The 24,152-nt window shown below is 71.4% G+C and carries 25 protein-coding genes; 10 read left to right on the forward strand and 15 right to left on the reverse strand.

The window, feature by feature from the left end:
- Positions 1-41: 41 nt before the first annotated feature.
- The gene (locus tag P2Q00_RS05185) at positions 42-464 is read right to left on the reverse strand and encodes an Hsp20/alpha crystallin family protein (RefSeq protein WP_275770005.1); all 423 of its coding nucleotides are present in this window, start codon (positions 462-464) and stop codon (positions 42-44) included.
- Between the two features lie 142 nt (positions 465-606).
- A complete protein-coding gene (locus P2Q00_RS05190) occupies positions 607-1,329 on the reverse strand; it encodes a CBS domain-containing protein (protein WP_275770007.1) in 723 nt (240 codons plus the stop codon).
- A gap of 205 nt (positions 1,330-1,534) precedes the next feature.
- Between P2Q00_RS05190 and P2Q00_RS05195 the strand changes: the two genes are divergently transcribed.
- The 6 genes from P2Q00_RS05195 (at position 1,535) to P2Q00_RS05220 (ending at position 7,419) form a co-directional block, all read left to right on the forward strand.
- Entirely contained in the window at positions 1,535-2,425 is an 891-nt protein-coding gene (locus P2Q00_RS05195; protein WP_275770009.1) for a universal stress protein, read from the forward strand.
- A 43-nt stretch (positions 2,426-2,468) separates the two neighbouring features.
- The gene (locus P2Q00_RS05200; RefSeq protein WP_275770011.1) at positions 2,469-3,047 is read left to right on the forward strand and encodes a 2-oxoacid:acceptor oxidoreductase family protein; all 579 of its coding nucleotides are present in this window, start codon (positions 2,469-2,471) and stop codon (positions 3,045-3,047) included.
- Entirely contained in the window at positions 3,031-4,272 is a 1,242-nt protein-coding gene (gene porA / locus P2Q00_RS05205) for a pyruvate ferredoxin oxidoreductase (protein ID WP_275770012.1), read from the forward strand. Before P2Q00_RS05200 ends, porA begins: the two co-directional genes overlap by 17 nt.
- The gene (locus P2Q00_RS05210; protein ID WP_275770014.1) at positions 4,269-5,279 is read left to right on the forward strand and encodes a thiamine pyrophosphate-dependent enzyme; all 1,011 of its coding nucleotides are present in this window, start codon (positions 4,269-4,271) and stop codon (positions 5,277-5,279) included. The genes porA and P2Q00_RS05210 overlap by 4 nt, the downstream gene beginning before the upstream one ends.
- Positions 5,276-6,901, forward strand: coding sequence for an NAD(P)-binding protein (locus tag P2Q00_RS05215; RefSeq protein WP_275770016.1), 1,626 nt, complete (start codon positions 5,276-5,278; stop codon positions 6,899-6,901). The genes P2Q00_RS05210 and P2Q00_RS05215 overlap by 4 nt, the downstream gene beginning before the upstream one ends.
- Before the next feature lie 95 nt (positions 6,902-6,996).
- The gene (locus tag P2Q00_RS05220; protein ID WP_275770018.1) at positions 6,997-7,419 is read left to right on the forward strand and encodes a hypothetical protein; all 423 of its coding nucleotides are present in this window, start codon (positions 6,997-6,999) and stop codon (positions 7,417-7,419) included.
- Here the strand turns inward: P2Q00_RS05220 and P2Q00_RS05225 are convergent.
- The gene (locus P2Q00_RS05225) at positions 7,398-8,171 is read right to left on the reverse strand and encodes a helix-turn-helix domain-containing protein (RefSeq protein ID WP_275770020.1); all 774 of its coding nucleotides are present in this window, start codon (positions 8,169-8,171) and stop codon (positions 7,398-7,400) included. The two genes, P2Q00_RS05220 and P2Q00_RS05225, sit on opposite strands and share 22 nt — an antisense overlap.
- 85 nt (positions 8,172-8,256) lie before the next feature.
- On the opposite strand from P2Q00_RS05225, the gene P2Q00_RS05230 reads away from it, so the two are divergent.
- Positions 8,257-9,234 carry an LLM class flavin-dependent oxidoreductase gene (locus tag P2Q00_RS05230; RefSeq protein WP_275770022.1) on the forward strand — a complete coding sequence of 326 codons (978 nt, stop codon included), beginning with the start codon at positions 8,257-8,259 and terminating at the stop codon, positions 9,232-9,234.
- A gap of 46 nt (positions 9,235-9,280) precedes the next feature.
- Here P2Q00_RS05230 and P2Q00_RS05235 read toward each other — a convergent pair whose 3' ends face one another.
- The 10 genes from P2Q00_RS05235 to P2Q00_RS05280 all read right to left on the reverse strand — a co-directional run bounded on the left by P2Q00_RS05235 (position 9,281) and on the right by P2Q00_RS05280 (position 20,334).
- Positions 9,281-10,693: an NAD(P)(+) transhydrogenase (Re/Si-specific) subunit beta gene (locus P2Q00_RS05235; RefSeq protein WP_275770024.1), complete on the reverse strand. Its 1,413-nt coding sequence runs from the start codon at positions 10,691-10,693 to the stop codon at positions 9,281-9,283.
- A 5-nt stretch (positions 10,694-10,698) separates the two neighbouring features.
- Positions 10,699-11,031, reverse strand: a complete 333-nt coding sequence (locus P2Q00_RS05240; RefSeq protein ID WP_275770026.1) for an NAD(P) transhydrogenase subunit alpha part 2 — start codon at positions 11,029-11,031, stop codon at positions 10,699-10,701.
- On the reverse strand, positions 11,028-12,143 hold the full coding sequence (locus P2Q00_RS05245; protein ID WP_275770028.1) for an NAD(P) transhydrogenase subunit alpha: 1,116 nt from the start codon (positions 12,141-12,143) through the stop codon (positions 11,028-11,030). Before P2Q00_RS05245 ends, P2Q00_RS05240 begins: the two co-directional genes overlap by 4 nt.
- A 42-nt stretch (positions 12,144-12,185) precedes the next feature.
- The gene (locus tag P2Q00_RS05250; protein WP_275770030.1) at positions 12,186-13,199 is read right to left on the reverse strand and encodes a zinc-dependent alcohol dehydrogenase; all 1,014 of its coding nucleotides are present in this window, start codon (positions 13,197-13,199) and stop codon (positions 12,186-12,188) included.
- Positions 13,200-13,210: 11 nt separating this feature from the next.
- Positions 13,211-13,579 carry a DUF779 domain-containing protein gene (locus P2Q00_RS05255; RefSeq protein ID WP_275770032.1) on the reverse strand — a complete coding sequence of 123 codons (369 nt, stop codon included), beginning with the start codon at positions 13,577-13,579 and terminating at the stop codon, positions 13,211-13,213.
- A gap of 15 nt (positions 13,580-13,594) precedes the next feature.
- The gene (locus P2Q00_RS05260; protein WP_275770034.1) at positions 13,595-15,115 is read right to left on the reverse strand and encodes an aldehyde dehydrogenase family protein; all 1,521 of its coding nucleotides are present in this window, start codon (positions 15,113-15,115) and stop codon (positions 13,595-13,597) included.
- Between the two features lie 90 nt (positions 15,116-15,205).
- On the reverse strand, positions 15,206-16,501 hold the full coding sequence (locus tag P2Q00_RS05265; RefSeq protein ID WP_275770036.1) for a GAF domain-containing protein: 1,296 nt from the start codon (positions 16,499-16,501) through the stop codon (positions 15,206-15,208).
- A gap of 144 nt (positions 16,502-16,645) precedes the next feature.
- The gene (locus P2Q00_RS05270; protein ID WP_275770038.1) at positions 16,646-18,373 is read right to left on the reverse strand and encodes a GAF domain-containing sensor histidine kinase; all 1,728 of its coding nucleotides are present in this window, start codon (positions 18,371-18,373) and stop codon (positions 16,646-16,648) included.
- Between the two features lie 121 nt (positions 18,374-18,494).
- Complete coding sequence (gene gap / locus P2Q00_RS05275; protein ID WP_275770040.1) at positions 18,495-19,523, reverse strand: type I glyceraldehyde-3-phosphate dehydrogenase; 1,029 nt, start codon at positions 19,521-19,523, stop codon at positions 18,495-18,497.
- 118 nt (positions 19,524-19,641) lie between these two features.
- A complete protein-coding gene (locus tag P2Q00_RS05280) occupies positions 19,642-20,334 on the reverse strand; it encodes a response regulator (RefSeq protein WP_275770042.1) in 693 nt (230 codons plus the stop codon).
- A 305-nt stretch (positions 20,335-20,639) separates the two neighbouring features.
- Here P2Q00_RS05280 and P2Q00_RS05285 point away from each other — a divergent pair, with 305 nt between their 5' ends.
- From P2Q00_RS05285 to P2Q00_RS05295, 3 genes are all read left to right on the forward strand, one after another.
- Positions 20,640-21,110 carry a pyridoxamine 5'-phosphate oxidase family protein gene (locus P2Q00_RS05285; RefSeq protein WP_275770044.1) on the forward strand — a complete coding sequence of 157 codons (471 nt, stop codon included), beginning with the start codon at positions 20,640-20,642 and terminating at the stop codon, positions 21,108-21,110.
- Between the two features lie 136 nt (positions 21,111-21,246).
- Positions 21,247-21,912 (forward strand): DUF4389 domain-containing protein, encoded by a 666-nt coding sequence (locus tag P2Q00_RS05290; RefSeq protein ID WP_275770046.1) that lies wholly within the window; start codon positions 21,247-21,249, stop codon positions 21,910-21,912.
- 21 nt (positions 21,913-21,933) lie between these two features.
- Positions 21,934-22,125 carry a hypothetical protein gene (locus tag P2Q00_RS05295; protein ID WP_275770048.1) on the forward strand — a complete coding sequence of 64 codons (192 nt, stop codon included), beginning with the start codon at positions 21,934-21,936 and terminating at the stop codon, positions 22,123-22,125.
- Positions 22,126-22,174: 49 nt separating this feature from the next.
- Here the strand turns inward: P2Q00_RS05295 and P2Q00_RS05300 are convergent, their stop codons facing one another.
- Entirely contained in the window at positions 22,175-23,089 is a 915-nt protein-coding gene (locus P2Q00_RS05300) for a universal stress protein (RefSeq protein ID WP_275770049.1), read from the reverse strand.
- Between the two features lie 138 nt (positions 23,090-23,227).
- Positions 23,228-24,151: a carbamate kinase gene (locus P2Q00_RS05305; RefSeq protein WP_275770051.1), complete on the reverse strand. Its 924-nt coding sequence runs from the start codon at positions 24,149-24,151 to the stop codon at positions 23,228-23,230.
- Position 24,152: the final 1 nt, after the last annotated feature.

Raw genomic sequence — 24,152 nt, forward strand, 5'->3', positions numbered from 1 at the left:
CCGGCCGCGCACTGCGGGTGCGGGCGAGCGCCCGCCCGCACTCAGCCTTGCCGTACCGGGATGGTCTTCGTGCCCGTCTTGGTCTCGGGCACCGGGATCGTGACGGTCAGGACTCCGTCCTTGTACTCGGCGGTGGCCTCGTCGCCCTTGGCGCCGGCGGGCAGCCGGACGGAGCGGGCGAAGGTGCCGTAGCGGAACTCCGTGCGGTGCTTCTGTGTCGTCTCCTCACTGCGTTCCGCCCGCAGGGTCAGAACGCCTTCCGTGACGGTGATTTCGACATCCCTGGCGGGGTCGATGCCCGGGAGCTCCGCCCGCAGCACGTACTTCTCGTCCGCCAGGTGCTCTTCGATACGGATGCCGTGCAGTCCGGGGACGGCGTGCGCCCCGGGGAAGCCGGTCTCGACCCAGCCGAACAGGTCGGGCAGGGTCGGCCAGCCCGGCAGTCGCTCGATCATGCCGGTCATGTGTCCCTCCTCCTTTTCCTCTTCGTCACTTCCAGCGTCCCGCGCGGGGGCGGGACGCGCGTGGGCCGACCGGACCCGTACCGGGCCCGACCGGCCCCGGCGCCCCAACGTCTCCCCGGCGCCTGCCGGTTGGCGCGCCGTCTCAAGCCCCGCCGCCGACTCCCGAAGGCGGCGCGGTCGTCCTGCCGTCCGGCAGGTCGGGGTCCAGGTCCGGGCGCCGGCGCGGCCCCATCAGCGCGCAGTCCACGTCCACGACGCCCTCGACGGCCCTCACCAGCCGTGCGGCGATGGGCACGAGGGCGGTGTCGGTGATCCTTCCGGTGAGCTTCACGACGCCTTCGCGTACCTCGACCCGGATCGATTCGGCCTCCGCGGGGAACAGGTGGGCGACGACGTCGCGCCGGACCTCCCTGGCGATGTCCTCGTCCTTGCGCAGGAAGACCTTCAGCAGGTCGGACCTGCTGACGATGCCGCGCAGCATGTCCTCGTCGTCGACCACCGGCAGCCGTTTCACCTTCTGGAGCGCCATGATCCGGGCGGCCTGGGCGAGCGAGGCGTGTGCCTGGACGGTGACGGCCGGGGCGCTCATCAGTTCCTCGGCGGTGACGGCGCCGGCCTTGACCAGGTCGGCCAGTCGGCGCAGTTGGGTGTACCGGTCCGGGTCGCCGTCGCGGAACTCCTCCTTGGGCAGCAGATCGGCCTCGGAGACGACACCGACGACCCGGCCCTCGCCCTCCACCACGGGCATGGCGCTGACCTTCCACTGCTGCATGGTCTTGACGATCTCCTTGAACGTCGCTCCGCGGCCGAGGGCGACGACGGTACGGGTCATCACATCGCTCACGATGTGCGGAGTGCCGTGCATGGCGTCCTCCCTTGGTCTCGCGCCGCGCGACGTGCTCGTGCCGCACGACACCTTCAGCGTCGGGCACGCGCCCGTGGCGCCAAAGGGCCGTTCGGCCCGTTCCGCAGGCCACGCAGCCCCTGCCCGGGCGAGTGGCTTCCCCCAGACGCTGGTGGTGCAGAGGGCCGCCGAGCCGGGCGGTCGTCGATCCGGGGAGGTGGTGGCCGTGCTTCGCCCCGTTGTCGTAGGCCTGGACGGTTCACGTGAGAGCCTCGCGGCCGCAGACTGGGCGGCCGGGGAGGCGTTGCGGCGCGGATTGCCCCTGTGCCTTGTGCACGCGTGGGAGGGCCTGCAGTCCGATACATCGCACTTGCCCGAGCTCGAAGCGCCGCGTCACTGGGCGCGGCGGATCCTGCGCGGGGCCATGGACCAGCTCAACGAACGGCACCCGCAGGTCTATCTCAGTGCCGAGCAGATCGCCCGCCCCGCGGCGGACGCGCTCGTCGAGACGGGCGCCGAGGCCGAGCTGCTGGTCCTGGGGAGCCGGGCGTTCAGCGGGTTCGGCGGTTTCATGGCCGGTTCGGTGGCACTCGCGACGGTGGCCCGCGTGACGCGGCCCGTCGTGCTGGTCCGCGCCGGCCGGACCGCCGAGGACGAGCATCTGCCGGACCCGGAGGGCCGGCCGTCGCCGCACACTGCGTACCGCGATGTCGTGGTCGGTGTGGACGTCGCGCATCCGTGCGAGGAACTGCTCGCGTTCGCCTTCGAGAGCGCGGCGCTGCGTTCCGCACAGCTGCAGGTGGTCCACGCCTGGCACGTTCCGTACGGCCCGCCCTCGGCTGCGGCCACGATGAGCGCCGCCGCACAGCGGACCGCCGAAGCGGCGCTGGACGCCGCGCTCCAGCCGTGGCGGGAGAAGTACCCGACGGTGAAGGTCCGCACGCTGGTGGAGAGCGGACGTCCGGCGCAGCAGCTGTTGCATGCCGCGCAGGACGCCGGGCTGCTGGTCGTCGGCCGCCGGAACCGTCCGGCCAGGCTGGGCGCGCACACCGGGCCGGTCGCGCACGCGGTGATGCACCACGTCCGCTGCCCGGTCGTGATCGTCCCGCACGACTGACTCGTCCGAAGACACCAACTACGCCTCAGGAAGGGAAGGTGCCGTGTTCCAGGTTCGTATCCACGGCCGTGGCGGCCAGGGCGCCGTCACGGCCGCTGAGTTGCTGTCGGTGGCGGCGTTCATGGAGGACCGCCATGCGCAGGCTTTCCCCAGCTTCGGATCGGAGCGGACGGGGGCACCGGTCGTGGCGTTCTGCCGGATCGACGACCGGCCGATCCGGGTCCGCGAGCCCGTCACCCGGCCCGATGCGCTGGTGGTCCAGGACGCCACGCTGCTGCACCAGGTGAACGTCTTCGAAGGGCTGCGGCCCGGCGGATGGGTGCTGATCAACTCGCCTCGGAACGCAGGCGAGTTGGGCCTCGATGACCTCACCGGCCCTGCCCTCACCGTCCCGGCCACCGCGCTCGCCGTGCGCCACTTCGGCCGGCCCGTGCCGAACGCCGTACTGCTCGGCGGGCTCGCCGCGCTCACCGGCTGCGTAACGATCGACTCGCTCACGGCCGCCGTCCGGGAACGCTTCCCCGGCGAGCTCGGGACCGCCAACGCGGCAGCGGCCCAGGAGGCGTACGACCACGTACAGAAAGCCCAGCGGGAGGAACAGGCGCATGCTCAAGCAGACTGAGGGGTCGCGTGCGGTCGCGGAGACCGTCGCGTACTGCCGTCCGGAAGTGATCGCCGCGTATCCGATCTCGCCGCAGACCCACATCGTGGAGGAGCTCAGCCGTCTGGTGAAGTCCGGGACGCTGAAGCCGTGCGAGTACGTCAACGTCGAGTCGGAGTTCGCCGCGATGTCGATGTGCATCGGGGCCTCGGCCGCGGGTGCCCGTACCTACACGGCGACCGCGAGCCAGGGCCTGCTGTACATGGTGGAGGCGCTCTACAACGCCTCCGGGCTCGGTCTGCCGATCGTGATGACGGTCGCCAACCGGGCCATCGGCGCACCCATCAACATCTGGAACGACCACAGCGACACCATGTCGCAGCGCGACTCGGGCTGGATCCAGCTGTACGCGCGCGACAACCAGGAGGCCGCCGACCTGCATCCGCAGGCGTTCCGGCTGGCGGAGGAGTTGTCGCTGCCGGTGATGGTGTGCATGGACGGCTTCGTGCTCACCCACGCCTGGGAGCGGATCGAGGTGCCGGAGCAGGCGCAGGTCGACGCGTTCCTGCCGCCGTACGAGCCCCGCCAGGTCCTCGACCCGGACGAGCCCGTGTCGATCGGCGCGATGGTCGGTCCGGACGCCTTCACCGAGGTGCGCTATCTGGCGCATGCCAAGCAGATGCAGGCGCTGGACGCGATCCCGCGGGTGGCCGACGAGTTCCGGCAGGTCTTCGGGCGGGCCAGCGGCGGCCTGGTCCACTCGTATGCCTGCGAGGACGCCGAGACGATCGTCGTGGCGCTGGGCTCGGTGTTCGGCACGGTGTGCGACGTCGTCGACGAGATGCGTGAGTGCGGGGTGCGCATCGGGGCGCTGGCGATCACGTCGTTCCGGCCCTTCCCGCTCAACGCGGTGCGGACCGTGCTCGGCAGGGCGCGCCAAGTGGTCGTGCTGGAGCGGGCGTTGGCGGTCGGCATCGGCGGGATCGTCTCGGCGAACGTGCGCACCGCGTTGTCCGGGATTCTGCTCGACGGGCACACCGTGGTCGCCGGTCTCGGCGGGCGCGCGATCACCAAGGAGTCCCTGCACCGGCTGTTCGACGATGCGATCGCCGGGCGGCTGGGGCAGTTGACCTTCCTGGACCTCAACACCGAGCTGGTGGAGCGGGAGTTGGCGCGGATGGCGCGGACCAGGCGGTCCGGTCCTTCGGCGGAGAACATCCTGCGTGATGTGGGGAGCAACCGATGAGTGCCGCGCCGCAGGTGAAGTTCTACCAGGTGGGCAGCTTCGCGGCCGGGAACCGGCTGCTGGGGCCCGAGCAGCAGTCCGACCAGGCCGATGCGGGCCGCGCCAACGCGCTGACCTGCGGCCATCGCGCCTGCCAGGGCTGCGGCGAGGCGCTGGGCGCCCGTTACATCCTGGACGCGGCCCAGCGGGCGGCCGGCGGCAAGGTGATCGCGGTGAACGCGACGGGCTGCCTGGAGGTGTTCTCGACACCGTATCCGGAGACGTCGTGGCAACTGCCCTGGCTGCATTCGCTGTTCGGCAACGCGCCCGCGGTCGCCGCGGGCGTCGCCGCCGCGCTGCGCGCCAAGGGCCGCACCGACATCCGTGTGGTCGGGCAGGGCGGCGACGGCGGCACGGTCGACATCGGGCTCGGCTGCCTTTCGGGCATGTTCGAGCGCAACGAGGACGTCCTGTACGTCTGTTACGACAACGAGGCGTACATGAACACCGGCGTGCAGCGTTCCGGCGCCACTCCCCCGACCGCGCGCACCGCCACCACCCAGGCGGTCGGCGATGAGCCCGGCGCCCCCTTCGGGCAGGGCAAGAACCTGCCGTTGATCGCGATGGCGCACGAGATCCCGTACGTCGCCACGGCCACCGTCGCGGGGCTCCGCGACCTGGAGGCCAAGGTGCACCGGGCGATGGGGATGCGCGGTGCCCGCTATCTGCATGTGCTGGTGCCGTGCCCGTTGGGCTGGGGCACGCCGTCGCACGACACGGTGCGCATTGCGCGGCTGGCCGAACAGACCGGGCTCTTCCCGGTGTTCGAGGCCAAGGACGGCGAGGTCACCGATGTGACACCGATCCGGCGGCGGCTGCCGGTCGAGGAGTATCTGCGCCCGCAGAAGCGATACGCGCACCTCTTCCAGCCGGAGCTGCGCACGGACGTCATCGCCCGCCTGCAGCGCACCGCCGACCGCAACATCGCCCGGTTCGGGCTGCTGCCACACGAGGAGGCGGCGTCGTGAAGGAGAAACCGTTCGCGATCACTCTGGACGTCGGTTCCAGCCTGGCGAACCACACCGGCGCCTGGCGCACCGAACGTCCGCAGTACGTCGACCGGATGCCGCCCTGCAACCAGGCGTGCCCAGCCGGTGAGAACATCCAGCAGTGGCTGTTCCACGCGGAGAGCGGCGACTACGAGTCCGCGTGGCGGCAGCTGATGCGGGACAATCCGCTGCCCGCCGTGATGGGCCGGGTCTGCTACCACCCGTGCGAGACCGCCTGCAACCGCGTCCAGGTGGACAACGCGGTCGGCATCAACTCGATCGAGCGGTTCCTGGGCGACGAGGCGATCAGGCGGGGCTGGAGCGTCGAGGCTCCGTCGGTGTCGAGCGGCAGGAGCGTCCTGGTGGTCGGCTCCGGTCCGGCCGGGTTGTCGGCCGCGTACCATCTCCGCCTGCTCGGCCATGCGGTGACGATCCGTGAGGCGCAGGAGCGGCCCGGCGGCATGATGCGCTACGGCATCCCGCGCTACCGGCTGCCGCGCGAGGTACTGGACGCCGAGATCGACCGGATCATGGCCATGGGCATCATGCTGGAGCTCGACACCAAGGTCGACGACGTGCTCGCCGCGCAGCGGGACGGCGGCTTCGACGCCGTGTTCCTGGCCGTCGGGGCGGGCATCGGCAAGCGTGCCTACATTCCGGCCGGCGACAGCGCCCGCATCCTCGACGCGGTGACGCTGCTGGGCAGCATGGAGGGCGAGGGCGTGCCGCTGCTGGGCCGCAGAGTCGCCGTCTACGGCGGCGGCAACACGGCCATGGACGCGGCCCGCACCGCCCGCAGGCTCGGCGCGACCGACGCCGTGGTGGTCTACCGGCGCACCCGGGACCGTATGCCCGCGCACGACATCGAGGTCGAGGAGGCCCTGGAGGAGGGCGTGCGGATGAGGTGGCTCTCCACCATCAAGCACGTCGACGAAGGGCGTCTGACGATCGAGCGGATGGAGCTCGACGAGACCGGATTCCCGCAGCCCACGGGCGAGTTCGAGGAGCTGGAGGCCGACAGTGTGGTCCTCGCGCTGGGCCAGGACTCGGACCTGTCCCTGTTGCAGGGTGTGCCCGATCTGTCGCTGGACCACGGGATGGTGCAGGTCGCCGGGGGGCTGATGACGAGCCATCAGGGCATATTCGCCGGAGGCGACATGGTGCCCGCCGAGCGCACCGTCACGGTGGCCGTCGGACACGGGAAGAAGGCGGCCCGGCACATCGACGCGTATCTGCGCGGCACTTCGTACGACGCGGGCACCAAGCACGCTCCGGCCGGCTTCGAACGGCTCAACACCTGGTACTACTCCGACGCACCCGCCTCGGTCCGGCCCCGTCTCGAACTGGCCCGCCGCGTCTCGACGTTCGACGAGGTGGTGCAGGGCCTCGACGAGTCCACGGCACTGTTCGAGGCCAGGCGCTGCATGTCCTGCGGCAACTGTTTCGAGTGCGACAACTGCTACGGCGTCTGCCCGGACAACGCGATCATCAAGCTGGGTCCCGGCAAGGGGTTCACCGTCGACCTCGACTACTGCAAGGGGTGCGGGCTGTGCGCGGCCGAGTGCCCGTGCGGGGCGATCGACATGGTGCCGGAGGAGTGAACCAGAAGTCCCCATTCCCTGAGGGGAATTGTCCGTCCTCCCTCTCGGCCGGAGGATCGGGGCGCCCAGCGACCCTTTCCGGCGAGGAGACGTAAGTGATCGAGATCGACCCGCAGGACCTGGCCGACCGCTACATGGCCCAGTGGACCGAGCCGGACGCCGCCGAGCGCCGTGCGGCCGTCGAGCGGCTCTGGGCCGCGGACGGCACCCATGTCCTCCAACCGCCCGTGGAGATACGGGAGAGCGCCGCGGGCCTCGGCTTCCGGCACCCGACGCTGGAGGCGCAGGGCCACGACGCCATCGAGATCCGCGTGGCGAGCAGCTATGAGCGGTTCGTGGCGAAGCAGGGAATCACCTTCCGGGCCCGTCCCGATGCCATGCGTCTGCAGGGCCTGGTCAGGTTCGGCTGGGAGGCGGTGTCGGCCGAGTCCGGGGAGGTGGTCGGGGGCGGTTCGGAGATCCTCGTCCTCGACGACGAGGGTCGGATCAGGACGGACTACATGTTCCCGGGGACGTGACCTGCGGGGATCGTCTGCCCGGCGGCCGCCGAGAGTGCCTCGGCCGTCGCCGGGTCGGCCGGGAGGAAGGCCTCCAGCTTCAGCTCCGCAAGGGTCACGTCGACGGCGGTGGCGAAGGTCGTCACGGTCGTCATCAGGTGCAGTTCCCCGTACGAGGACGCGAGGCGGAGCGGGACCGCGAAGCCTAGTTGCGCGTCCGACGGTTCCAGGTCGGGGACGTAGCCGGTGAGTTCGGCGCGCAGCTCGGGCAGGTGGCCGAGGCGGGCCAGGATGTGCCGGGCCCATTCGGCGAGGTTGCGGATACGGGGAGCCAGACCGTCGGGGTGCAGCGCGAGACGGTAGACGTTCCTGCCCGGGCCGACCAGTTCGGGGGCGGCGCCTTCGGTGATGAGACCGAAGGCGGTGTTCGCGGCGATCAGGTCACCGCCCCGGTCCACGACCAGCGCCGGATAGGGCAGGTGGCCGCGCAGGATGTGGTCGATCGCGGTGCGCACGGGGGCCAGCGCCGGGTCGTCGAGGGAGCTCTCGGGGTAGACGGGCGCGTACCCGGCGGCCAGCAGCAGTTCGTTGCGCTCGCGCAGCGGCAGTTCGAGCGACTCGGCCAGGCGCACGACCATGGAGCGGCCGGGTGCGGATCTGCCGGATTCGATGAAGCTGAGGTGCCGTTGGGTGGTGCCCGCCCGCAGGGCCAGCTCGAGCTGGCTGAGTCGGCGGCGGGTACGGCGTTCGCGCAGCGCGCTGGGGAAGTCCACGGGCCTGTTGTAACGGCCGCGGGGGCGTTGCGGCCATTCCCTGTGGGGAATTGTCGCCGCTCGCACCCGTGGCGAGGATCACGGCATGGAAATCGGCATGGACAACGGCCTGGACAACGGCTTGGACATCGGCATTCTTCTTCCGACCGGAAGCGCCCAGTGGGACGCGGCCGACGACCCCCGCGAGCTGATCGACTTCGGGCGTCGGGCGGAACGCTCGGGGTTCTCCTCGCTCTTCGTCAACGACTCCCTGATCAGCCCGCGCATCGAGGCCCTGACGATGCTGGCCGCGCTCGCCCCGGTCACCGACACGGTGGCCCTGGGCACCGCCGCCCTGCTGCCGTTCCTGCGCCGCCCGATCCAGGCCGCGCAGTCCCTGGCCTCGCTCGATCTGCTGTCCGGCGGCCGGCTGACGGTGACCGTAGGCGCGGGCTTCCCCGGCCGTTTCGGGCGGCCCTTCTACACGCTGTCAGAGGTGCCGTGGGAGCGCCGCTTCGACCGGCTGGACGAGACGGTCGCCCTGTGGCGGGCCCTGTGGGGCGGCGCCGGATCCTTCCACGGCGAGATCCTGCGCTACGCCGACATCCCGCCCGCGACCAGGCCGTACCGCCCCGGCGGGCCACCGGTCTGGCTGGGCGGGGCGACCCCCTCGGCGCTGGCCCGCACCGGCCGGATGTACGACGGCTGGCTGCCCTACCCGCCCGATCCCGCCGACTACGCCGCCGGCATCCTGGACGTGCGCAAGGCTGCGGCGGATGCGGGCCGCGCCGCCGAGGACGTGACCGCGGCGCTGTTCGTCACCGTACGGGTCGACGAGGACGTCGAGCGCGGCCGCCGGGCCCTGGACGAGTACGCGCGGGCCAACTACGGCATGCCGCTGGAGGAGTTGGAGAAGATCCAGGCCGTGGTCACCGGCACGGCCGACCAGGTGCGCGACGGCCTGGCGCGGTACACGGCCGCAGGCGCCCGGCATCTGGTCTGCCGTCCGGCCGCCATGGGCCTGCGCTCCCTGCGCGACCAGATGGAGCGGATCGCGGACCTGATCCCCACGCTCAGGGCATGACGCCGGGGCCGCCCCGCAGGGCGGCCCCGGTGCGTCCGGCCGCGGGTCAGCCGACGAACTCACCCACGGCTGCCTTGAGTTCGGCCAGTCCCTTCTTGGCGTCGGTGAAGAACATGCCGGTCTTCGGGTCGGTGTAGAGCTCGTTGTCGATGCCGGCGTAGCCGTGGCCCATCGAGCGCTTGATGACGACGACGCTCTTGGCCCTGTCGACGTCGAGAATCGGCATGCCCGAGATCGCGTTGCCGGGACGGCGGGCGATCGGATTGGTCACGTCGTTGGCGCCGATGACGAGGGCGACGTCCGCCTGCGGGAACTCGGGGTTGACCTCGTCCATCTCCTTCAGCCGGGTGTAGGGGACGTTGGCCTCGGCCAGGAGCACGTTCATGTGTCCGGGCATGCGGCCCGCGACCGGGTGGACGGCGTAACTGACGTCGACACCGTGGTCGGTCAGCATCTTGGCCAGGTCGCCGAGTTCGTGCTGTGCCTGGGCCGCGGCGAGGCCGTAGCCGGGAACGAAGATGACCTTGCTCGCGTACGCCAGCTGGATCGCCACGTCGTCCGCGGAGACCGACCTCACCTGGGCGGGGGCTCCCTCTTCGGCGGCCGGAGCGCTGTCCCCGGTGCCGAAGCCGCCGACCACGATGTTCGCGATCGACCGGTTCATGGCGTCGGCCATCAGTTTGGTGAGGATGCCGCCCGAGGAGCTGACCAGCATGCCCGCGATGATCAGCGCGGTCTCGTCGAGGACGAAGCCGGCCATCGCGACGGCGGATCCGGTGAAGGCGTTCAGCAGGGCGATGACGACCGGCATGTCCGCGCCGCCGATGGGCAGCACCATCGTCACGCCGAAGAGCAGGGCGACGGCGACGAGCCCGTACAGGGCGACGAGCGAGTCCGGGGCCAGCACCAGCCAGACCGTGCCGGCGGCGAAGGAGGCGGGCAGCAGCACGTTCAGCAGACGCGCTCCCGGGAACGCCACCGGCGCGCCCGAGACGACGCCCTGGAGCTTCCCGGCCGCGATCAGCGATCCGGAGAAGGTGACCGCGCCGATGACGATGTCCAGGGCACCCGGGAGCGAGACCCGTGCGCCGAGGGCGGCCGGATGGTCCGCCTGGAGCAGGTCGTTGACCGCGATCAGGGCGGCCGCCCCGCCACCAACTGCATTGAAGAGGCTGACCAGTTGAGGCATGGCGGTCATCTTGACCTCGCGCGCGGCGTACAGCCCGAGCGCGGCGCCGATCAGGCCGCCCGAGGCGAGCACCAGCCAGCCGGTCGTGCTGATCGTGCCTTCGTGGGCCACCAGCCACACCGTGGCGGCGATCGCGACGGCCATCGCCCCGGCGGACACGGTGTTGCCGCGGCGGGCCGTGCGCGGGTGGTTCATCAGGTGCAGGCCGATGACGAAGCAGGCGGCCGTGGTCAGGAAGATGTAGTGGACGGCGTTGGAGACGTTGTCCATGGCACTCACACCTCCGCCTTCTCGCGCGCGTCGGAGGTGCTCTTCCCGGTGGCCGGCCTGGCCTTGAACATCTCCAGCATCCGGTCGGTGACGACGTATCCGCCGACGACGTTCATGGCGCCGAACACCATGGCTGCGAAGGCGAGGACGTAGCCGAGCCAGGTGTGCGACTCGGCCGCGATCAGCATCGCGCCGATGACGACGATGCCGTGCACGGAGTTCGAGCCGGACATCAGGGGTGTGTGCAGGGTCGCGGGGACCTTGCTGATGACCTCGACGCCGACCAGGACGCTCAGCACGAAGACAGTGATCGCGGTGAGGAGATCGAGGTTGTTCATGATGACGCTCCTCCCGTGAGGGCGGCCGTGATCTCGTCGGCCGGGTCGAGAACGAGTTCGCCGTCGCGCACGAGGTGGTGCAGGAGCGCGACGAGGTTGCGGGCGTAGGCCGTGGACGCGGCGGTCGCCATCGCGGACGGCAGGCGTCCGGCGCCGATGACGGTGACGCCGTTGTCCAGGACTTGTGTCTTGTCGGGTTCGGATCCCTCGACGTTTCCGCCGAGTTCGCTCGCGGCGAGGTCGACGACCACCGAGCCGGGCTTCATGGCCTCGACGGCGGCGGCGGTGACCAGCAACGGCGGTGTGCGGCCCGGCACTTGGGCCGTGGTGATCACGATGTCGGTGCGGGCGATGTGCGCATCCAGCGCAGCTCGCTGGGCCTGCTGCTCGGCCTCGGTCAACTCCCGTGCGTAGCCGCCCTGTCCGGCGCCCGATCCGGTGCCTGGCGGTTGGTGGATGTCGAGGAATCGGGCGCCGAGCGATTCCACCTCCTCTCGTGATTCTGGGCGTACGTCGTAAGCGGTGACGACGGCGCCGAGGCGGCGGGCTGTGGCGATCGCCTGCAGTCCGGCCACTCCGGCGCCGAGGACGAGGACCTGCGCGGGGCGCATGGTGCCCGCCGCGGTGGTCAGCATCGGGAAGAACCGGTCGTACGAGTCGGCCGCGAGCACGGCCGCCTTGTAGCCGGCGACGTTGGCCTGGGAGGTCAGCGCGTCCATGGACTGGGCGCGGCTGAGGGTGCGCGGCAGCAGATCGAGGCTCACCGTTCGGATCCCGCGCTCGGTCAGTTCCTTGACCAGGCCTGGGTGGCGCAGCGGTTCGAGCAGGCCGATCAGGAGCTGCCCGGAGCGCAGCGACTCGGCGGCCTCCGCGTCCGGCGGGCCCACGCACAGCACGGCGTCCGCGCGTGCGTACAGTTCGTCCGGGGGTACGACGGTGGCGCCCGCCGCGGTGTAGTCGGCGTCGGCGAACCAGGCGCCCGAGCCGGCTCCGGTCTCGACGAGGACGTCGATGCCGGCGCGGGTGAGCAGGGTGACGGCCTCGGGGACGAGGGCGACACGGCGTTCGCCGGGCGCCCGCTCCTGTACGGCACCTACGGTGACGGTTCCCATGATCTGCTGCCTCTCCCTGGGGCCGCGGGGATCTCCCGTGCCTCAGAACTCGAAGACGAGCCGGGCTTCGGCCCGTCCGCCGAGGACCTCGTCGAAGGAGTCGTTGACCTGGTCCAGGCGGCGCGTTTCGGCGATGACCTGGGTGCGTCCGGCCGCGTGCAGCGCGAACACCTCGGAGAGGTCCTGCCGGGTGCCGACGATGGAGCCGATGACGGAGATGCCGCCGAGGACGGTCTCGAAGATCGGCACATTGATCGCGGCGTTGTCGGCGGGCAGGGCGACCATGACGAGCCGTCCGCCGCGGTTGAGCGACCTGTAGGCCTGCTCGAACGCCTGGGGTGCGGCGGCGAGCACGACGGCGACGTCCGCCCCGCCGGCCTTCTTGATCTCCTTCACCGGGTCGTGGGTGCGGGCGTTGACGGTCTGGTCCGCGCCGAGCCGGTGGGCCAGGCCCAGCTTGTCGGGTTCCAGGTCGACAGCGGTGACCAGGCCGCCGACGAGGCGCGCGTACTGCAGCGCGAGGTGCCCGAGGCCGCCGATGCCGAAGACCGCGACCCGCTCGGCCGGGACCACCTTCGCGACCTTGATCGCCTTGTACGTGGTGACGCCCGCGCAGGTCAGGGGTGCCGCGTCGAAGGACGACACGCCGTCGGGCACCTGGACGACCGCGCCCGCGTCGGCGACGGCGTACTCGGCGTAGCAACCGTCCACGGAGTAGCCGGAGTTGACCTGGCTCTCGCACAGGGTCTCCCAGCCGGAGACGCAGTAGCGGCAGGTGCCGCAGGACGAGCCGAGCCACGGGACGGCGACCCGCTTGCCGACCAGGTCGGCGGAGACTCCGGGGCCGACGGCCGTCACGGGGCCGATGCCCTCGTGGCCGGGGATGAACGGCGGCTGCGGCTTGACGGGCCAGTCGCCGTGGGCGGCGTGGATGTCGGTGTGGCAGAGCCCGGAGGCCTCCATCTTCACGAGCACCTGGCCGGGGCCGGGCTGGGGTGTCGGCAGGTCCTGGATCTCCAGGGGCTTGCCGAAGTCGGTGACGACTGCTGCCTTCATCGATCTGCTCCTCAACTGGTCTTGTTGCCGGGCGCGTTGACCCGGGTCACGAAGTGCAGCCCGTTCCCGGCTGCGAGGGAGAATCCGCCCGGTGTGCCCTCTTCGACGTCCAGGACGTAGCAGGGGCGGCCGAGCGCCTCGTACTGGGCGGCGTCCGTGTGGAAGGTGCAGCCCTCCACCACTCCGACGAGCAGGTCGCCGTCTCCCAGGGCGAATTCGCCGCCGGGGAAGCACATCGGGTCGCTGCCGTCGCAGCAGCCGCCCGACTGGACGAACATCACCGGCCCGCCCCGGGCGGCGCACAGGGCCGCGATGGCCTTGCGCGCCGCCTGCGTGGCGGTGACGCCCGCGGCGGCGTGGTTCTCGGCCTTCTCGGGCATGTCGTCGCATTCCTCCTAGAACAGCCCGAGCGGCTTGTCGCTGTAGCTGACCAGGAGGTTCTTGGTCTGGCTGTAGTGCTCGAGCATCATCTTGTGCGTCTCGCGGCCGATACCGGAGACCTTGTAGCCACCGAACGCGGCACCCGCGGGGTACTGGTGGTAGCAGTTCGTCCAGACGCGGCCGGCCTTGATCGCGCGGCCCATCCGGTAGGTGCGGCCGGTGTCGCGGCTCCACACGCCGGCGCCGAGGCCGTACAGCGTGTCGTTGGCGATCTGCAGTGCTTCCGCCTCGTCCTTGAACGTGGTGACCGCGAGGACGGGTCCGAAGATCTCCTCCTGGAAGACCCGCATCTTGTTGTGGCCCTTGAGGACGGTCGGCTCGTAGAAGTAGCCGTCCTTGAACTCCCCGTCGAGCGTGGGCCGGTGGCCGCCGACCAGGAGTTCGGCGCCCTCCTTCAGACCGATCTCGACGTACGACGCGATCTTCTCGACCTGCTGCCTGGAGACCTGCGGGCCGATCATGGTGGCGGTGTCCAGCGGGTCGCCCTGCTTGATGGCGCGGATCCGCTCCAGGCAGCGGCCCATGAACTCCTCGTAGATGTCCTCCTGGATCAGTGCGCGCGAGGGGCAGGTGCAGACCTCACCCTTGTTGAACGCGTACAGGACGAGTCCCTCGACGGCCTTGTTGAGGAAGTCGTCGTCCTTCGCGGCCACGTCGTCGAAGAAGATGTTCGGCGACTTGCCGCCCAGTTCCAGGGTGACCGGGATGATGTTCTGGGCCGCGTACTGCATGATCAGGCGGCCGGTGGTGGTCTCGCCGGTGAAGGCGACCTTGGCGATGCGCTTGTTGGTGGCGAGGGCCTTGCCGATGTCGGCGCCGGGGCCGTTGACGACGTTGAGGACGCCGGGCGGCAGCAGGTCGCCGACGACCTCCATCAGCTTCAGGATCGACCACGGGGTCGGGGAGGCCGGCTTGATCACCGTGGCGTTGCCGGCGGCGAGCGCGGGGGCCAGCTTCCACGCGGCCATCAGCAGCGGGAAGTTGAACGGGATGATCTGGCCGACCACGCCCAGCGGCTCGTGGAAGTGGTAGGCGATCAGGTCCTTGTCGATCTCGGTGATCGAGCTCTCCTCGGCGCGGATCGCCGCCGCGAAGTAGCGGAAGTGGTCGGCTGCAAGGGGGATGTCGGCGGCGAGGGTCTCGCGCACCGGCTTGCCGTTGTCCCAGCTCTCCGCGACCGCGAGTTCCTCGCGGTGGGCTTCGATGGCATCCGCGACCTTGCCCAGCACCGCGGCGCGCTGGGCGGTGGATGCCTCGGCCCACTTGTCCTTGGCGGCGTGGGCGGCGTCGAGGGCAAGTTCGATGTCCTCGGCCCCGGACTTCGGGACCTCGCAGATGGGCTTGGCGGTGGCGGGGCACAGGTTGGGCGTGTACTCACCCGTGGTGGGGGCCTGCCACTTGCCGCCGATGAAGTTCTCGTAGCGGGGTGCCACGTCGACCGGACTGCCGGGCCTGCCCGGCGACTCGTACTTCATGACCTTCCCCTTCCATCGATGACGATCCGGTCGATGGCGATCGGATGCGGATTCGGTGCGATCACGGCGATCGCTTTGATGCTCAGCACGCTAGGAACGGGAACGCTGCAACACCGCTGCATGCCGTCCGACCTGCGGTGGAATCACCATCGCGGCGTCCAGGGCATGCGCCCGGGCGGCCGCTGCCGCGCGCTGCGCCGAACCGCCGGGCAGGCGGTGGGCGAGCGCCAGCCATGCGTCGGCGTCCTCGGACCCCCAGGCGGCGTCCACCCAGCGGCGCAGCGGCCCGGCGTCCGGTCCGGCGAGGACGGCGCCGCGCAACTGCTGTTCCAGGGACTGCCGTTGCTCCACCACGACCGGCGCGTCGGAGCGCGGCAGCAGCGGGCCGGGGTAGCGGGCCAGTGCCTGGTTCACCCGTCCCTCGGCGAGCAGGGACGCTACGTCGCCGAAGTCGGTGCGCACCGGGCGCAGCAGCGCGTACGGCCGTGAGCCGAGCAGGCCGGGGCCGAGCGCGGCGCGCAGCCGGGTCATCTCGGCGCGCAGCGTCGAGGCGGGCACCTCCCGCTCCGACAGGTCGACGGCGAGCCGGTCTCCGTGCACGCCATGCCCCTCCAGGGCGAGCGCCACCACGATGTCGCTGTGCCGTGGACTGAGCCGGTGGACGAGCCCGCCATAGGTGAGTTGGGCACTGTCCCGGCCCAGCGCGGCCAGCCGCAGGACGCCTCCGGGAGGGGGTGCGTCGGGGGCGGGCAGGGTGCGGGCGAGTTCCGCCTCGGCCGCCAGGGCCGCCGCCCGCACCGCGGCCAGGGCGGGCGGTGTGGCGATGGTGGTGCCGCCGGAGAGGTCGACGACGCCGAGGATGCGGCCGGTGGCGGGGTCGCGGACCGGGGCGGCGGCACAGGACCAGGCGTGCACGGCGCAGCTGTAGTGTTCGCCGGTCACGATCTGGACGGGGTGCGCCAACTCCAGTGCGGTGCCTGGGGCGTTCGTGCCCGCCTGCGCCTCGGACCACATGGCGCCCTCGGCGAAGTGCATGGCCTCGGCGCGCGCCATGGCCGCGGAATCCCCCTCGACCCACAGCAGGGTCCCGTCCACGTCCCCCGCCGCGAAGACGTGCCCGTCGTCGGCGGCGCCGGTCCCCAACAGCTCCCGGAACAGGGGCAGTACGCGGGCCAGCGGGTGGGTACGGCGGTAGGCGGCCAGTTCCTCGGATGTGGTGCGCAGGGACGGCAGCCGGCCGCCGTCGGCTCGTACGGCGGAGGCGGCACAGCGCCGCCATGAGTCGGCCACCAGGCTGCGCACGCCCGGCGGTGCTTCGGGCGCGGTCACGAATCGCTCGTGCGCGGCGCGCAGCGCGGTGGCCGAGGCCGCGGTGGAAGCGTCCATGTCACCTCCTGTGTGCCGTCCTCCCGGTCCGGCCCCACCAGCCTCACCCGCGCGGCGGGGAGGGGAGCAGAGGCCGAAGGGCCCCTGTGGCAGGGCCTGGTGGGCTGACGTCAGGAGGCGGTCGGCACGAGGAGATGCGGGCGGCTATCCCCGGGGCAGCGGTACGTGCCACACCAGCACGGTGCCGCCCGCGGGCCCACTGCCGAACTCCAGCGCTCCGCCCAGCTGCTCGGCCCGTTCGGCCATGTTGCGCAGACCGCTGCGGCGGCCCCCGGGCGGAATTCCCACGCCGTTGTCCGTCACCGTCAGCCGGACTTCACGGCCGTCCGTCTCCAGGACGACGTCCGTGCGGTCGGCCCCGGCGTGCCGGGCGATGTTGGTCAGGGCCTCGGAGAGGACGGCTTCGACATGGTCGGCGACATCCTGCGGCACATCGGTGTCCAGCAGGCCTTCCATCCGCACGCTGGGTGCGAAGCCCAGCACCGGGGCCGCCTCGCCGACCACGCACACCACGCGTGCCCGCAGCCCGGTTCCGGCGCCGCCCTCGCGCGCCCGCAGGCCGAAGATCGTCGACCTGATGATCTTGATGGTCTCGTCCAGGTCGTCGACGGCCCGCACCACGCGTTCGGCGGCCTCCTGGTGCTCGATGAAGCGGCCCGCGCTCTGCAGCGTCATACCGGTGGCGAACAGCCGTTGGATCGCCAGGTCGTGCAGATCCCGGGCGATCCGGTCCCGGTCCTTGAGGACCGCGATCTGCTCGGCGTCCTGGCGGCGTTCGGCCAGTTCCATCGCGACGGCGGCCTGCGCGGCGAAGGCCAGCAGGGGCACGGTCTCCGTCTCCGTGAACAGCGGGTGACCGGCTTTGCGGGCCAGCAGGACCACGCCCCGCGCCCCCGCATCGCCCGTGCCGATCGGCGCCGCCACGGCGGGGCCGAGTCCCTCGAAGCGAACAGGCTCCGGCGAGATCCGTTCGTCGTGAGCGGCATCCGCGCTGGTGACCACGGCGGCCTCGGAGAACGCCAGCCCCATCAGGCTCCGGTCCAGGGGCAGCACCAGGCCCCGATGCGCCTCGGCGTCCATCCCGACGGCGATCTCCACGGCGAGCGAGGCGGTGTCCTCCATGGGCAGCGCGACCGCTGCCAGCGCCGATCCGGTGATCTCCGAGGCCCGCTCGGCGATGAGGCGGAGGACATCGGTGCGCGCACGGCCGGACATCAGGTTGTGGGCGATCTCCGCGTTCGCCTGCAGCCAGCGCTCGCGCAGCCGGGACTCCTCGTACAAGCGGGCGTTGTCGATGGCGACACCGGCCGCCACGGCCAGCGTCGCCAGGACCGACTCGTCTTCCTCGTCGAACTGCACCCCGCCGCGTTTCTCGGTCAGGTAGAGATTGCCGAAGACCTGGTCGCGCACCCGGATGGGAACCCCGAGGAAGGTGTTCATCGGCGGATGGTGGGCCGGGAAGCCGTACGACGCGGGATGCTGGGAGATCTTGGCCAGCCGCAGCGGCTCGGGGTGGCGGATGAGCTCCCCGAGGATGCCGTGGCCCTCGGGGAACGGGCCGATCCTGGCGATCTGCTCCTCGGTGACCCCGACTGTGTGGAAGGCCGACAGTCGCTTGCCGTCCGGTCCGATCACGCCGAGGGCGGCGAACTCCGCGTCGACCAGCGTCGCCGCGGCCTCCACGATGCTGCGCAGTGCCTGCTCCAGGTCGAGCTCCCGGCCCACCGAGAGCACGGCCTCCAGGAGGCTGTGCACCCGGTCACGTGTCCCGCGCGCCGCGTCCAGGCGGGCCTGCAGCTCCTCCAGGAGCTCGTCCAGCCTCAGCTGCGGCAGCCGTACGCGCGCCGCCCGGGACTCCTCAGGGCTTCCCACCGGTGATCCTCCAGCTCCCCTTGCCATACCGACGGCCGCCAGCACTGGTCATGTGCCACGGTAACGGTGCAGGGCAGGGGGCGGTACGGGATCGGCCGAGCTTGCGGAGCTCCGTCGCCGGTCAGGCGTGGGGCAGGCGGGCGGCGACGTACTCGCTCAGGTCGAGGAGGCGGTTGGTGTAGCCCCATTCGTTGTCGTACCAGCCGAAGACCTTGACCAGTTCCCCGTTGGCCTGGGTCAGCGGGGCGTCCAGGACGCAGGATGCGGGGTCGCCGACGACGTCGCGGGAGACGATCGGTGCGTCCGAGACCCGCAGGATGCCCTTCAGCGGCCCGTCGGCGGCCTCCCGGTATGCGGCGTTGATCTGGTCCGCGGTCGCCTCCCGTTCGAGGAGCACGCTCAGGTCGGTCAGCGAGCCGTCCTCCACGGGCACGCGTACGGCGATGCCGTCGAGGGTGCCGGCCAGCTCCGGCAGGACGAGGCCGACGGCCCGTGCGGCTCCGGTGCTGGTGGGGATGATGTTGACGGCGGCGCTGCGGCCGCGGCGCAGGTCCTTGTGCGGGCCGTCCAGGACCACCTGGTCGTTGGTGTAGCCGTGGATGGTGGTCATCAGTCCCTTGACGATGCCGAAGTGCTCGTCGAGCACCTTCACCATGGGGGCCACGCAGTTGGTGGTGCAGGAGGCGTTGGAGACGACGTGGTCGTTGTCCGGGTCGTAGCTGCCTTCGTTGACGCCCATCACGAGGGTGGCGTCGACGTCCTTGCCCGGCACGGACAGCAGCACCTTGCGGGCGCCCGCCTTCAGGTGCGCTCCGGCCTGCTCGCGGGTGCGGAAGCGGCCGGTGGACTCGATGACGACGTCCACGCCGTGCTCTTGCCAGGCGAGGGCGGCCGGGTCGCGTTCGGCGGTCACGGCGACGCGGTGGCCGTCGACCGTCAGGGAGCCGTCGTCGTGTTCGACGGTGCGGTGCAGCCGGCCGTACGTGGAGTCGTACTCCAGCAGATGGGCCAGCGCCGCCGGCGAGGTGATGTCGTTGACCGCCACGACCTCGACGGGTGTGCCGGTGCCGCTCTCGGCCCGCTCCAGCACACAGCGCAGGTAGTTGCGGCCGATGCGGCCGAAGCCGTTGATGCCCACGCGTACGCTCATGTCCGTCGCCCTCCCGATCGATGCCCGGCTCTGTCCGGGGTCTGCCGCCAGCCTGCTGACGGCGGGCCGGGCGGGGCTTGGGCTGGACGGGGGCGAGCCGGGGACGTTCGGCCCTGGGTCAGTGGCCTTCCTGCCGCAGCCGGTCCTGAGCCTGGGTGGCGATGACGGCGGCCTGGATGCGCCGTTCCACGCCGAGCTTGGCCAGCAGGCGGGAGATGTGGTTCTTCACCGTCTTCTCGGCGAGGAACAGCCGCCCGCCGATCTGTCGGTTGGTGAGGCCTTCGCCGATGAGGGCGAGGATCTCCCGCTCCCGGTCGGTCAGGCCCGGCAGCGGGTCCGGTTTCTCCTCCTGCTGCTGCGCGCCGCGCAGACGGGCCATCAGCCTGGTCGTGGCGCTCGGATCGAGCAGGGACTGGCCCGCGGCGACCGTGCGCACGGCGGACACCAGGTCCGTGCCCTGGATCTGCTTGAGGACGTACCCGGACGCGCCTGCCATGATCGAGTCCAGCAGGGCCTCCTCGTCGTCGAACGAGGTCAGCATGAGGCAGGCCAGGTCGGGCAGGAGCGAGCGCAGCTCCCGGCAGACCGTCACGCCGTCGCCGTCGGGCAGCCGCACATCGAGCACCGCCACCTGCGGGCGCAGTGCCGGTACACGGACCATGGCCTGCTCGGCGGTGGAGGCCTCACCGACCACGCTGATGTCCGGTTCGTCGTCGAGGAGGTCGCGCACCCCGCGGCGCACCACCTCGTGGTCGTCCAGCAGGAAGACCCGGATCGGGCCGTCGGGGCCGGGCCGCTCGCCGTCCGCCATCGGATGCTCCTTGTCCTGCGCTCCGCGCCGGATTGCCGGCGCCGGTTTTCGAGATGGTCGCCCCTCACCGCCCGAGGGACCAGGGCCGGTCGGCCCCGATCCCGGTGCCTTCCTCCTTGCTCCGGTACCGGTTCGGCCCACCGTCGCTTCTCTTCTGTCCGCCCGCCTCTGCGGTGATGCGTGCGACGCTCCGCTCTCAGGGCCGACCGGACGCGGAAGAGGGCCGAACGGCCCTTACCGCTGGTGTGGCAGTGCGGTTCCAATGACGGTCAGCAATGAGCCGCCAACCCGTTCGGAAACCCGCCATGCGCCTCGACAACAGCCAGCCGGTCGCCGTCGGGCCGCGCCGGAGCATCGAGCTCGACAGCGGCGAGGCCCTGCGGCTGCTGGGCAGCGTGTCCGTGGGGAGGATCGTGTTCACCCGGCACGCGCTGCCGACCATCCGCCCGGTCAACCACATCCTGGACCACGGTGACATCGTCATCCGCACCCATGAGGGCGCGGCCCTGACCTCCCGCGCGCGCGAGTCCGCGCCCGCGGGCGTGGTCGTGGCCTACGAGGCCGACACCATAGACCCGGCCACGCACCTCGGCTGGAGCGTGGTGGCCACCGGCTACGCCCAGCTGGTGACCGACCCGCAGGAGCTGGCCCGCTATCGGCAGCTGCTGCATCCCTGGGTAGAGCAGACCATGGACTACGCGGTGCGTATCCGGCCCGACCTGGTCACCGGCATCCGTCTCACGGACACCGAGGAGGCCGGGCCGGCCGACGGTTGAGGCGGGCGCGGAGACCGGGACGGACGGCCCCCCGGGTCGACCCCAACGGCCCTCGCAGGCTCCGGGGTTTCGCGACCACGCTGGACTTGGGCCCAGGTCGCCGCGACGGCGCCACGGGCCGAAGGAGCTGATCGCCATGACGACCCTGGCGGGAACACCTGACCGTCCTGTGCGGGTGAACGCGGTGCTCGACACGCCGCTGTCCCGGTGGCTGTGGCTGGTGAAGTGGATCCTGGTGATTCCGCACTACGTGGTGCTGTTCTTCCTCTGGATCGCCTTCACCGTGGTGAGCGTGATCGCGTTCTTCGGCATCCTGTTCACCGAGCGCTATCCACGGTCCCTGTTCGACTTCAATCTGGGCGTGCTGCGCTGGAGTTGGCGGGTGGGGTACTACTCGTACGGTGCCCTGGGCACGGACCGGTATCCGCCGTTCAGCCTGGGCGAGGAGCCCGGCTACCCCGCGCGGCTGGACATCGCCTACCCCGAGCGGCTCTCCCGGGGGCTGGTGCTGGTGAAGTGGTGGCTGCTGGCCATTCCGCACTACATCGTCATCGGGTTCTTCCTCGGCGGCTACCGCTTCGGCTGGTGGGACGGCGGACTGGTCGCCGTGCTGGCGGTGATCGCCGCCGTGACCCTGGCCTTCACCGAGAAGTACCCCCGGGCCCTGTTCGACCTGATCCTCGGGCTGAACCGTTGGGTGCTGCGGGTGGCCGCCTATGCCGCCCTGATGACAGACGCCTATCCGCCCTTCCGGCTCGACATGGGCGGAACCGAGCCCGACACGCCCGAGGAACTGTCCTGATCACCCTGCTGGTGGGGGGCTGTGGTGTACGCCGTCGCCGGCGCCGGAGTGCTGGCGGGCACCGGTTGGTGGCCCATGGCCGCCCTCGTCGCCGCGTCGAGCGGCCTGGTACTCAAGGCCGCCTGGTTCGACCCGTGGCGGAGCGTCGGTGTCCTCCTGGACGTGGGCGTGATCACCGCTGTGGCCTGCTCGTGGCCCGCCTCCCTCTACTGAGGTCTGCCGAGAGCAGGTCTGCGGCGATCCCCCGGCGAACGGCGGGGGATCAGTCGTGCGGCACCACCGCGACCGGCGCGGCGGCACGCTGCAGCACCGCGTGGGCCACGGGACCGATGTGGCCGCCGACCGGTGTGTGGCGTTCACTGCGGCCGACGACGACCAGTGACGCATCGCGTGAGGCGTGCACGAGATGACGCCCGGCGCCGCCGATCACGGCCTGCGCACGCACCTCGACGCCGGGGAACTTGTCCCGCCACGGCCGCAGTACGTCGGTCAGCGCGTGCCGCACCTGCTCGGCCAGTTCCTCATTGAGCCCGACGTCCATGGCGGCGCCGTAGCCGTAGGAGGCCGGCAGGCTCCAGCCGTGGACCACCCGCAGGCCGCTTGCACGACGCCGGGCCGCGTCGAACGCGAAGCCGATGACCGCGTCGCCGGGGTTGTCCAGGTCCAGTCCCAGCAGCACATCGCGGTACGGGGTGGTGGTGGACGTACCGCCCGAGGCGTCCGGCAGATGCTCGTCCTGGGCGCGCTCGCCGGCCCGGACGAGAACGACGGGCCGCGTGGACCGGGCCACGACGGCGCGGCAGACGGAGCCGACCAGGAACCCGGCGACCGTGCCCAGGCCCCGGGATCCGAGGACCAGCAGATCGGACTCGTCGGCGGCGGCCAGCAGGGCCGAAGCGGGCCGGTCCCCCGTCTGCCGGGTGCCGATGGGCAGACCGGGGTGGCGGTGTGCGAGCCGGGACTGCGTCTCGTGCAGCAGGGTCTGGGCCCATGCCTGCTCCCTGTCGATCTCGCCCGGCGCGGGAACACCGGCGAGCGGCGCGGTCACGTGAGGCGGCGGTTCCCAGGCGTGCAGCAGACACAGGGCTGCCTCGCGCTGCTCTGCCTCGCGGGCGGCCCAGTCGGCGGCGGCGACACTCTGCGGTGAGCCGTCGAGGCCGACGGTGATGGTGGGCATGTGCGGACCTCCTTCGGGGATGCCCTGCCAGTTTCCGGGCGGCGCGGGTGAGTCAGGAGGGGCCTCAAGTCCCTGCCGGGGACCGATCGGCCCACGCACCGCGGGTGCCTGACACCGGTTCAGGGCCTCGGGCGCTGCTCAGGCTGCGGGCAGGGCGGGCCGGACGAGCGTGCCCGACCGGCCGTGCACGATCTCGTACGCCGCATCCAGGGCACCGATCGCGGCCAGGCCCCCGGTGCGCTCGACGAACCGGGCGGCCGCCTCGGCCTTGGGCCCCATCGAACCGGCGGGCAGGCCGACCCGGCGCAGCTCGGCGGGGGTGGCGTCGAGGACGGGCCGCTGCCCGGGGGTGCCGAATTCGGCGTAGACGTTCGGCACATCGGTGAGGATGAGCAGGAAGTCTGCCTTGAGGTCCTCGGCGAGCAGGGCGGCCGTCAGGTCCTTGTCGACGACGGCCTCGACACCGCTGAGAGCGCCGGTGTTCTGGTCGGCGGTGACGGGGATGCCTCCGCCGCCGGCGCAGATCACCAGCGTGCCACTGCTGAGGAGTTCGTGGATCGTGTCGGTCTCCACGATGCGCTCGGGTACCGGGGAGGCGACGACGCGCCGCCACCCGGTGGTGTCCTGCGCGATGCGCCAGCCGCGCTGACACGCGAGCGAGCGGGCCACGTCCAGGGGGTAGACCTGGCCGACGTACTTCGTCGGGTGCCGGAAGGCGGGATCGTCGGCCCGTACGAGTGTGTGGGTGACGAGCGCGGCGATCGGGCGTCCGGGCAGTGTGTCGTGCAGGGAGCGCACCAGCAGGGAGCCGATCATGCCCTGGGTCTGGGCGCCGAGCAGGTCGAGCGGGTAGGGGGCGCTCAGGGCGGGGTCGGAGGCGCTCTCCAGGGCGAGCAGTCCGATCTGCGGGCCGTTGCCGTGGGTGAGGACGACTTCGTGTTCGTGGGCGAGTGCGGCCATCGCGGTGGTGACCCGGTCGATGTTCGCCAACTGGACGTCGGCGTCGGGGCGTTCGCCGCGGTGCAGCAGGGCGTTGCCGCCGAGGGCGATGACGATGCGCATG

It is taken from the genome of Streptomyces coacervatus, from assembly GCF_029223485.1.
GTDB lineage: Bacteria > Actinomycetota > Actinomycetes > Streptomycetales > Streptomycetaceae > Streptomyces > Streptomyces coacervatus.

Bases quoted from the DNA above. Each gene is read 5' to 3' on its own strand.
- gap (WP_275770040.1), bottom strand. From the start codon at position 19,523: ATGAGCGTACGCGTGGGCATCAACGGCTTCGGCCGCATCGGCCGCAAC.
- porA (WP_275770012.1), top strand. From the start codon at position 3,031: ATGCTCAAGCAGACTGAGGGGTCGCGTGCGGTCGCGGAGACCGTCGCG.
- P2Q00_RS05185 (WP_275770005.1), bottom strand. From the start codon at position 464: ATGACCGGCATGATCGAGCGACTGCCGGGCTGGCCGACCCTGCCCGAC.
- P2Q00_RS05235 (WP_275770024.1), bottom strand. From the start codon at position 10,693: ATGGACAACGTCTCCAACGCCGTCCACTACATCTTCCTGACCACGGCC.
- P2Q00_RS05265 (WP_275770036.1), bottom strand. From the start codon at position 16,501: ATGGACGCTTCCACCGCGGCCTCGGCCACCGCGCTGCGCGCCGCGCAC.
- P2Q00_RS05230 (WP_275770022.1), top strand. From the start codon at position 8,257: ATGGAAATCGGCATGGACAACGGCCTGGACAACGGCTTGGACATCGGC.
- P2Q00_RS05245 (WP_275770028.1), bottom strand. From the start codon at position 12,143: ATGGGAACCGTCACCGTAGGTGCCGTACAGGAGCGGGCGCCCGGCGAA.
- P2Q00_RS05210 (WP_275770014.1), top strand. From the start codon at position 4,269: ATGAGTGCCGCGCCGCAGGTGAAGTTCTACCAGGTGGGCAGCTTCGCG.
- P2Q00_RS05285 (WP_275770044.1), top strand. From the start codon at position 20,640: ATGCGCCTCGACAACAGCCAGCCGGTCGCCGTCGGGCCGCGCCGGAGC.
- P2Q00_RS05260 (WP_275770034.1), bottom strand. From the start codon at position 15,115: ATGAAGTACGAGTCGCCGGGCAGGCCCGGCAGTCCGGTCGACGTGGCA.
- P2Q00_RS05290 (WP_275770046.1), top strand. From the start codon at position 21,247: ATGACGACCCTGGCGGGAACACCTGACCGTCCTGTGCGGGTGAACGCG.
- P2Q00_RS05300 (WP_275770049.1), bottom strand. From the start codon at position 23,089: ATGCCCACCATCACCGTCGGCCTCGACGGCTCACCGCAGAGTGTCGCC.
- P2Q00_RS05250 (WP_275770030.1), bottom strand. From the start codon at position 13,199: ATGAAGGCAGCAGTCGTCACCGACTTCGGCAAGCCCCTGGAGATCCAG.
- P2Q00_RS05190 (WP_275770007.1), bottom strand. From the start codon at position 1,329: ATGCACGGCACTCCGCACATCGTGAGCGATGTGATGACCCGTACCGTC.
- P2Q00_RS05240 (WP_275770026.1), bottom strand. From the start codon at position 11,031: ATGAACAACCTCGATCTCCTCACCGCGATCACTGTCTTCGTGCTGAGC.
- P2Q00_RS05305 (WP_275770051.1), bottom strand. From the start codon at position 24,151: ATGCGCATCGTCATCGCCCTCGGCGGCAACGCCCTGCTGCACCGCGGC.
- P2Q00_RS05255 (WP_275770032.1), bottom strand. From the start codon at position 13,579: ATGCCCGAGAAGGCCGAGAACCACGCCGCCGCGGGCGTCACCGCCACG.
- P2Q00_RS05280 (WP_275770042.1), bottom strand. From the start codon at position 20,334: ATGGCGGACGGCGAGCGGCCCGGCCCCGACGGCCCGATCCGGGTCTTC.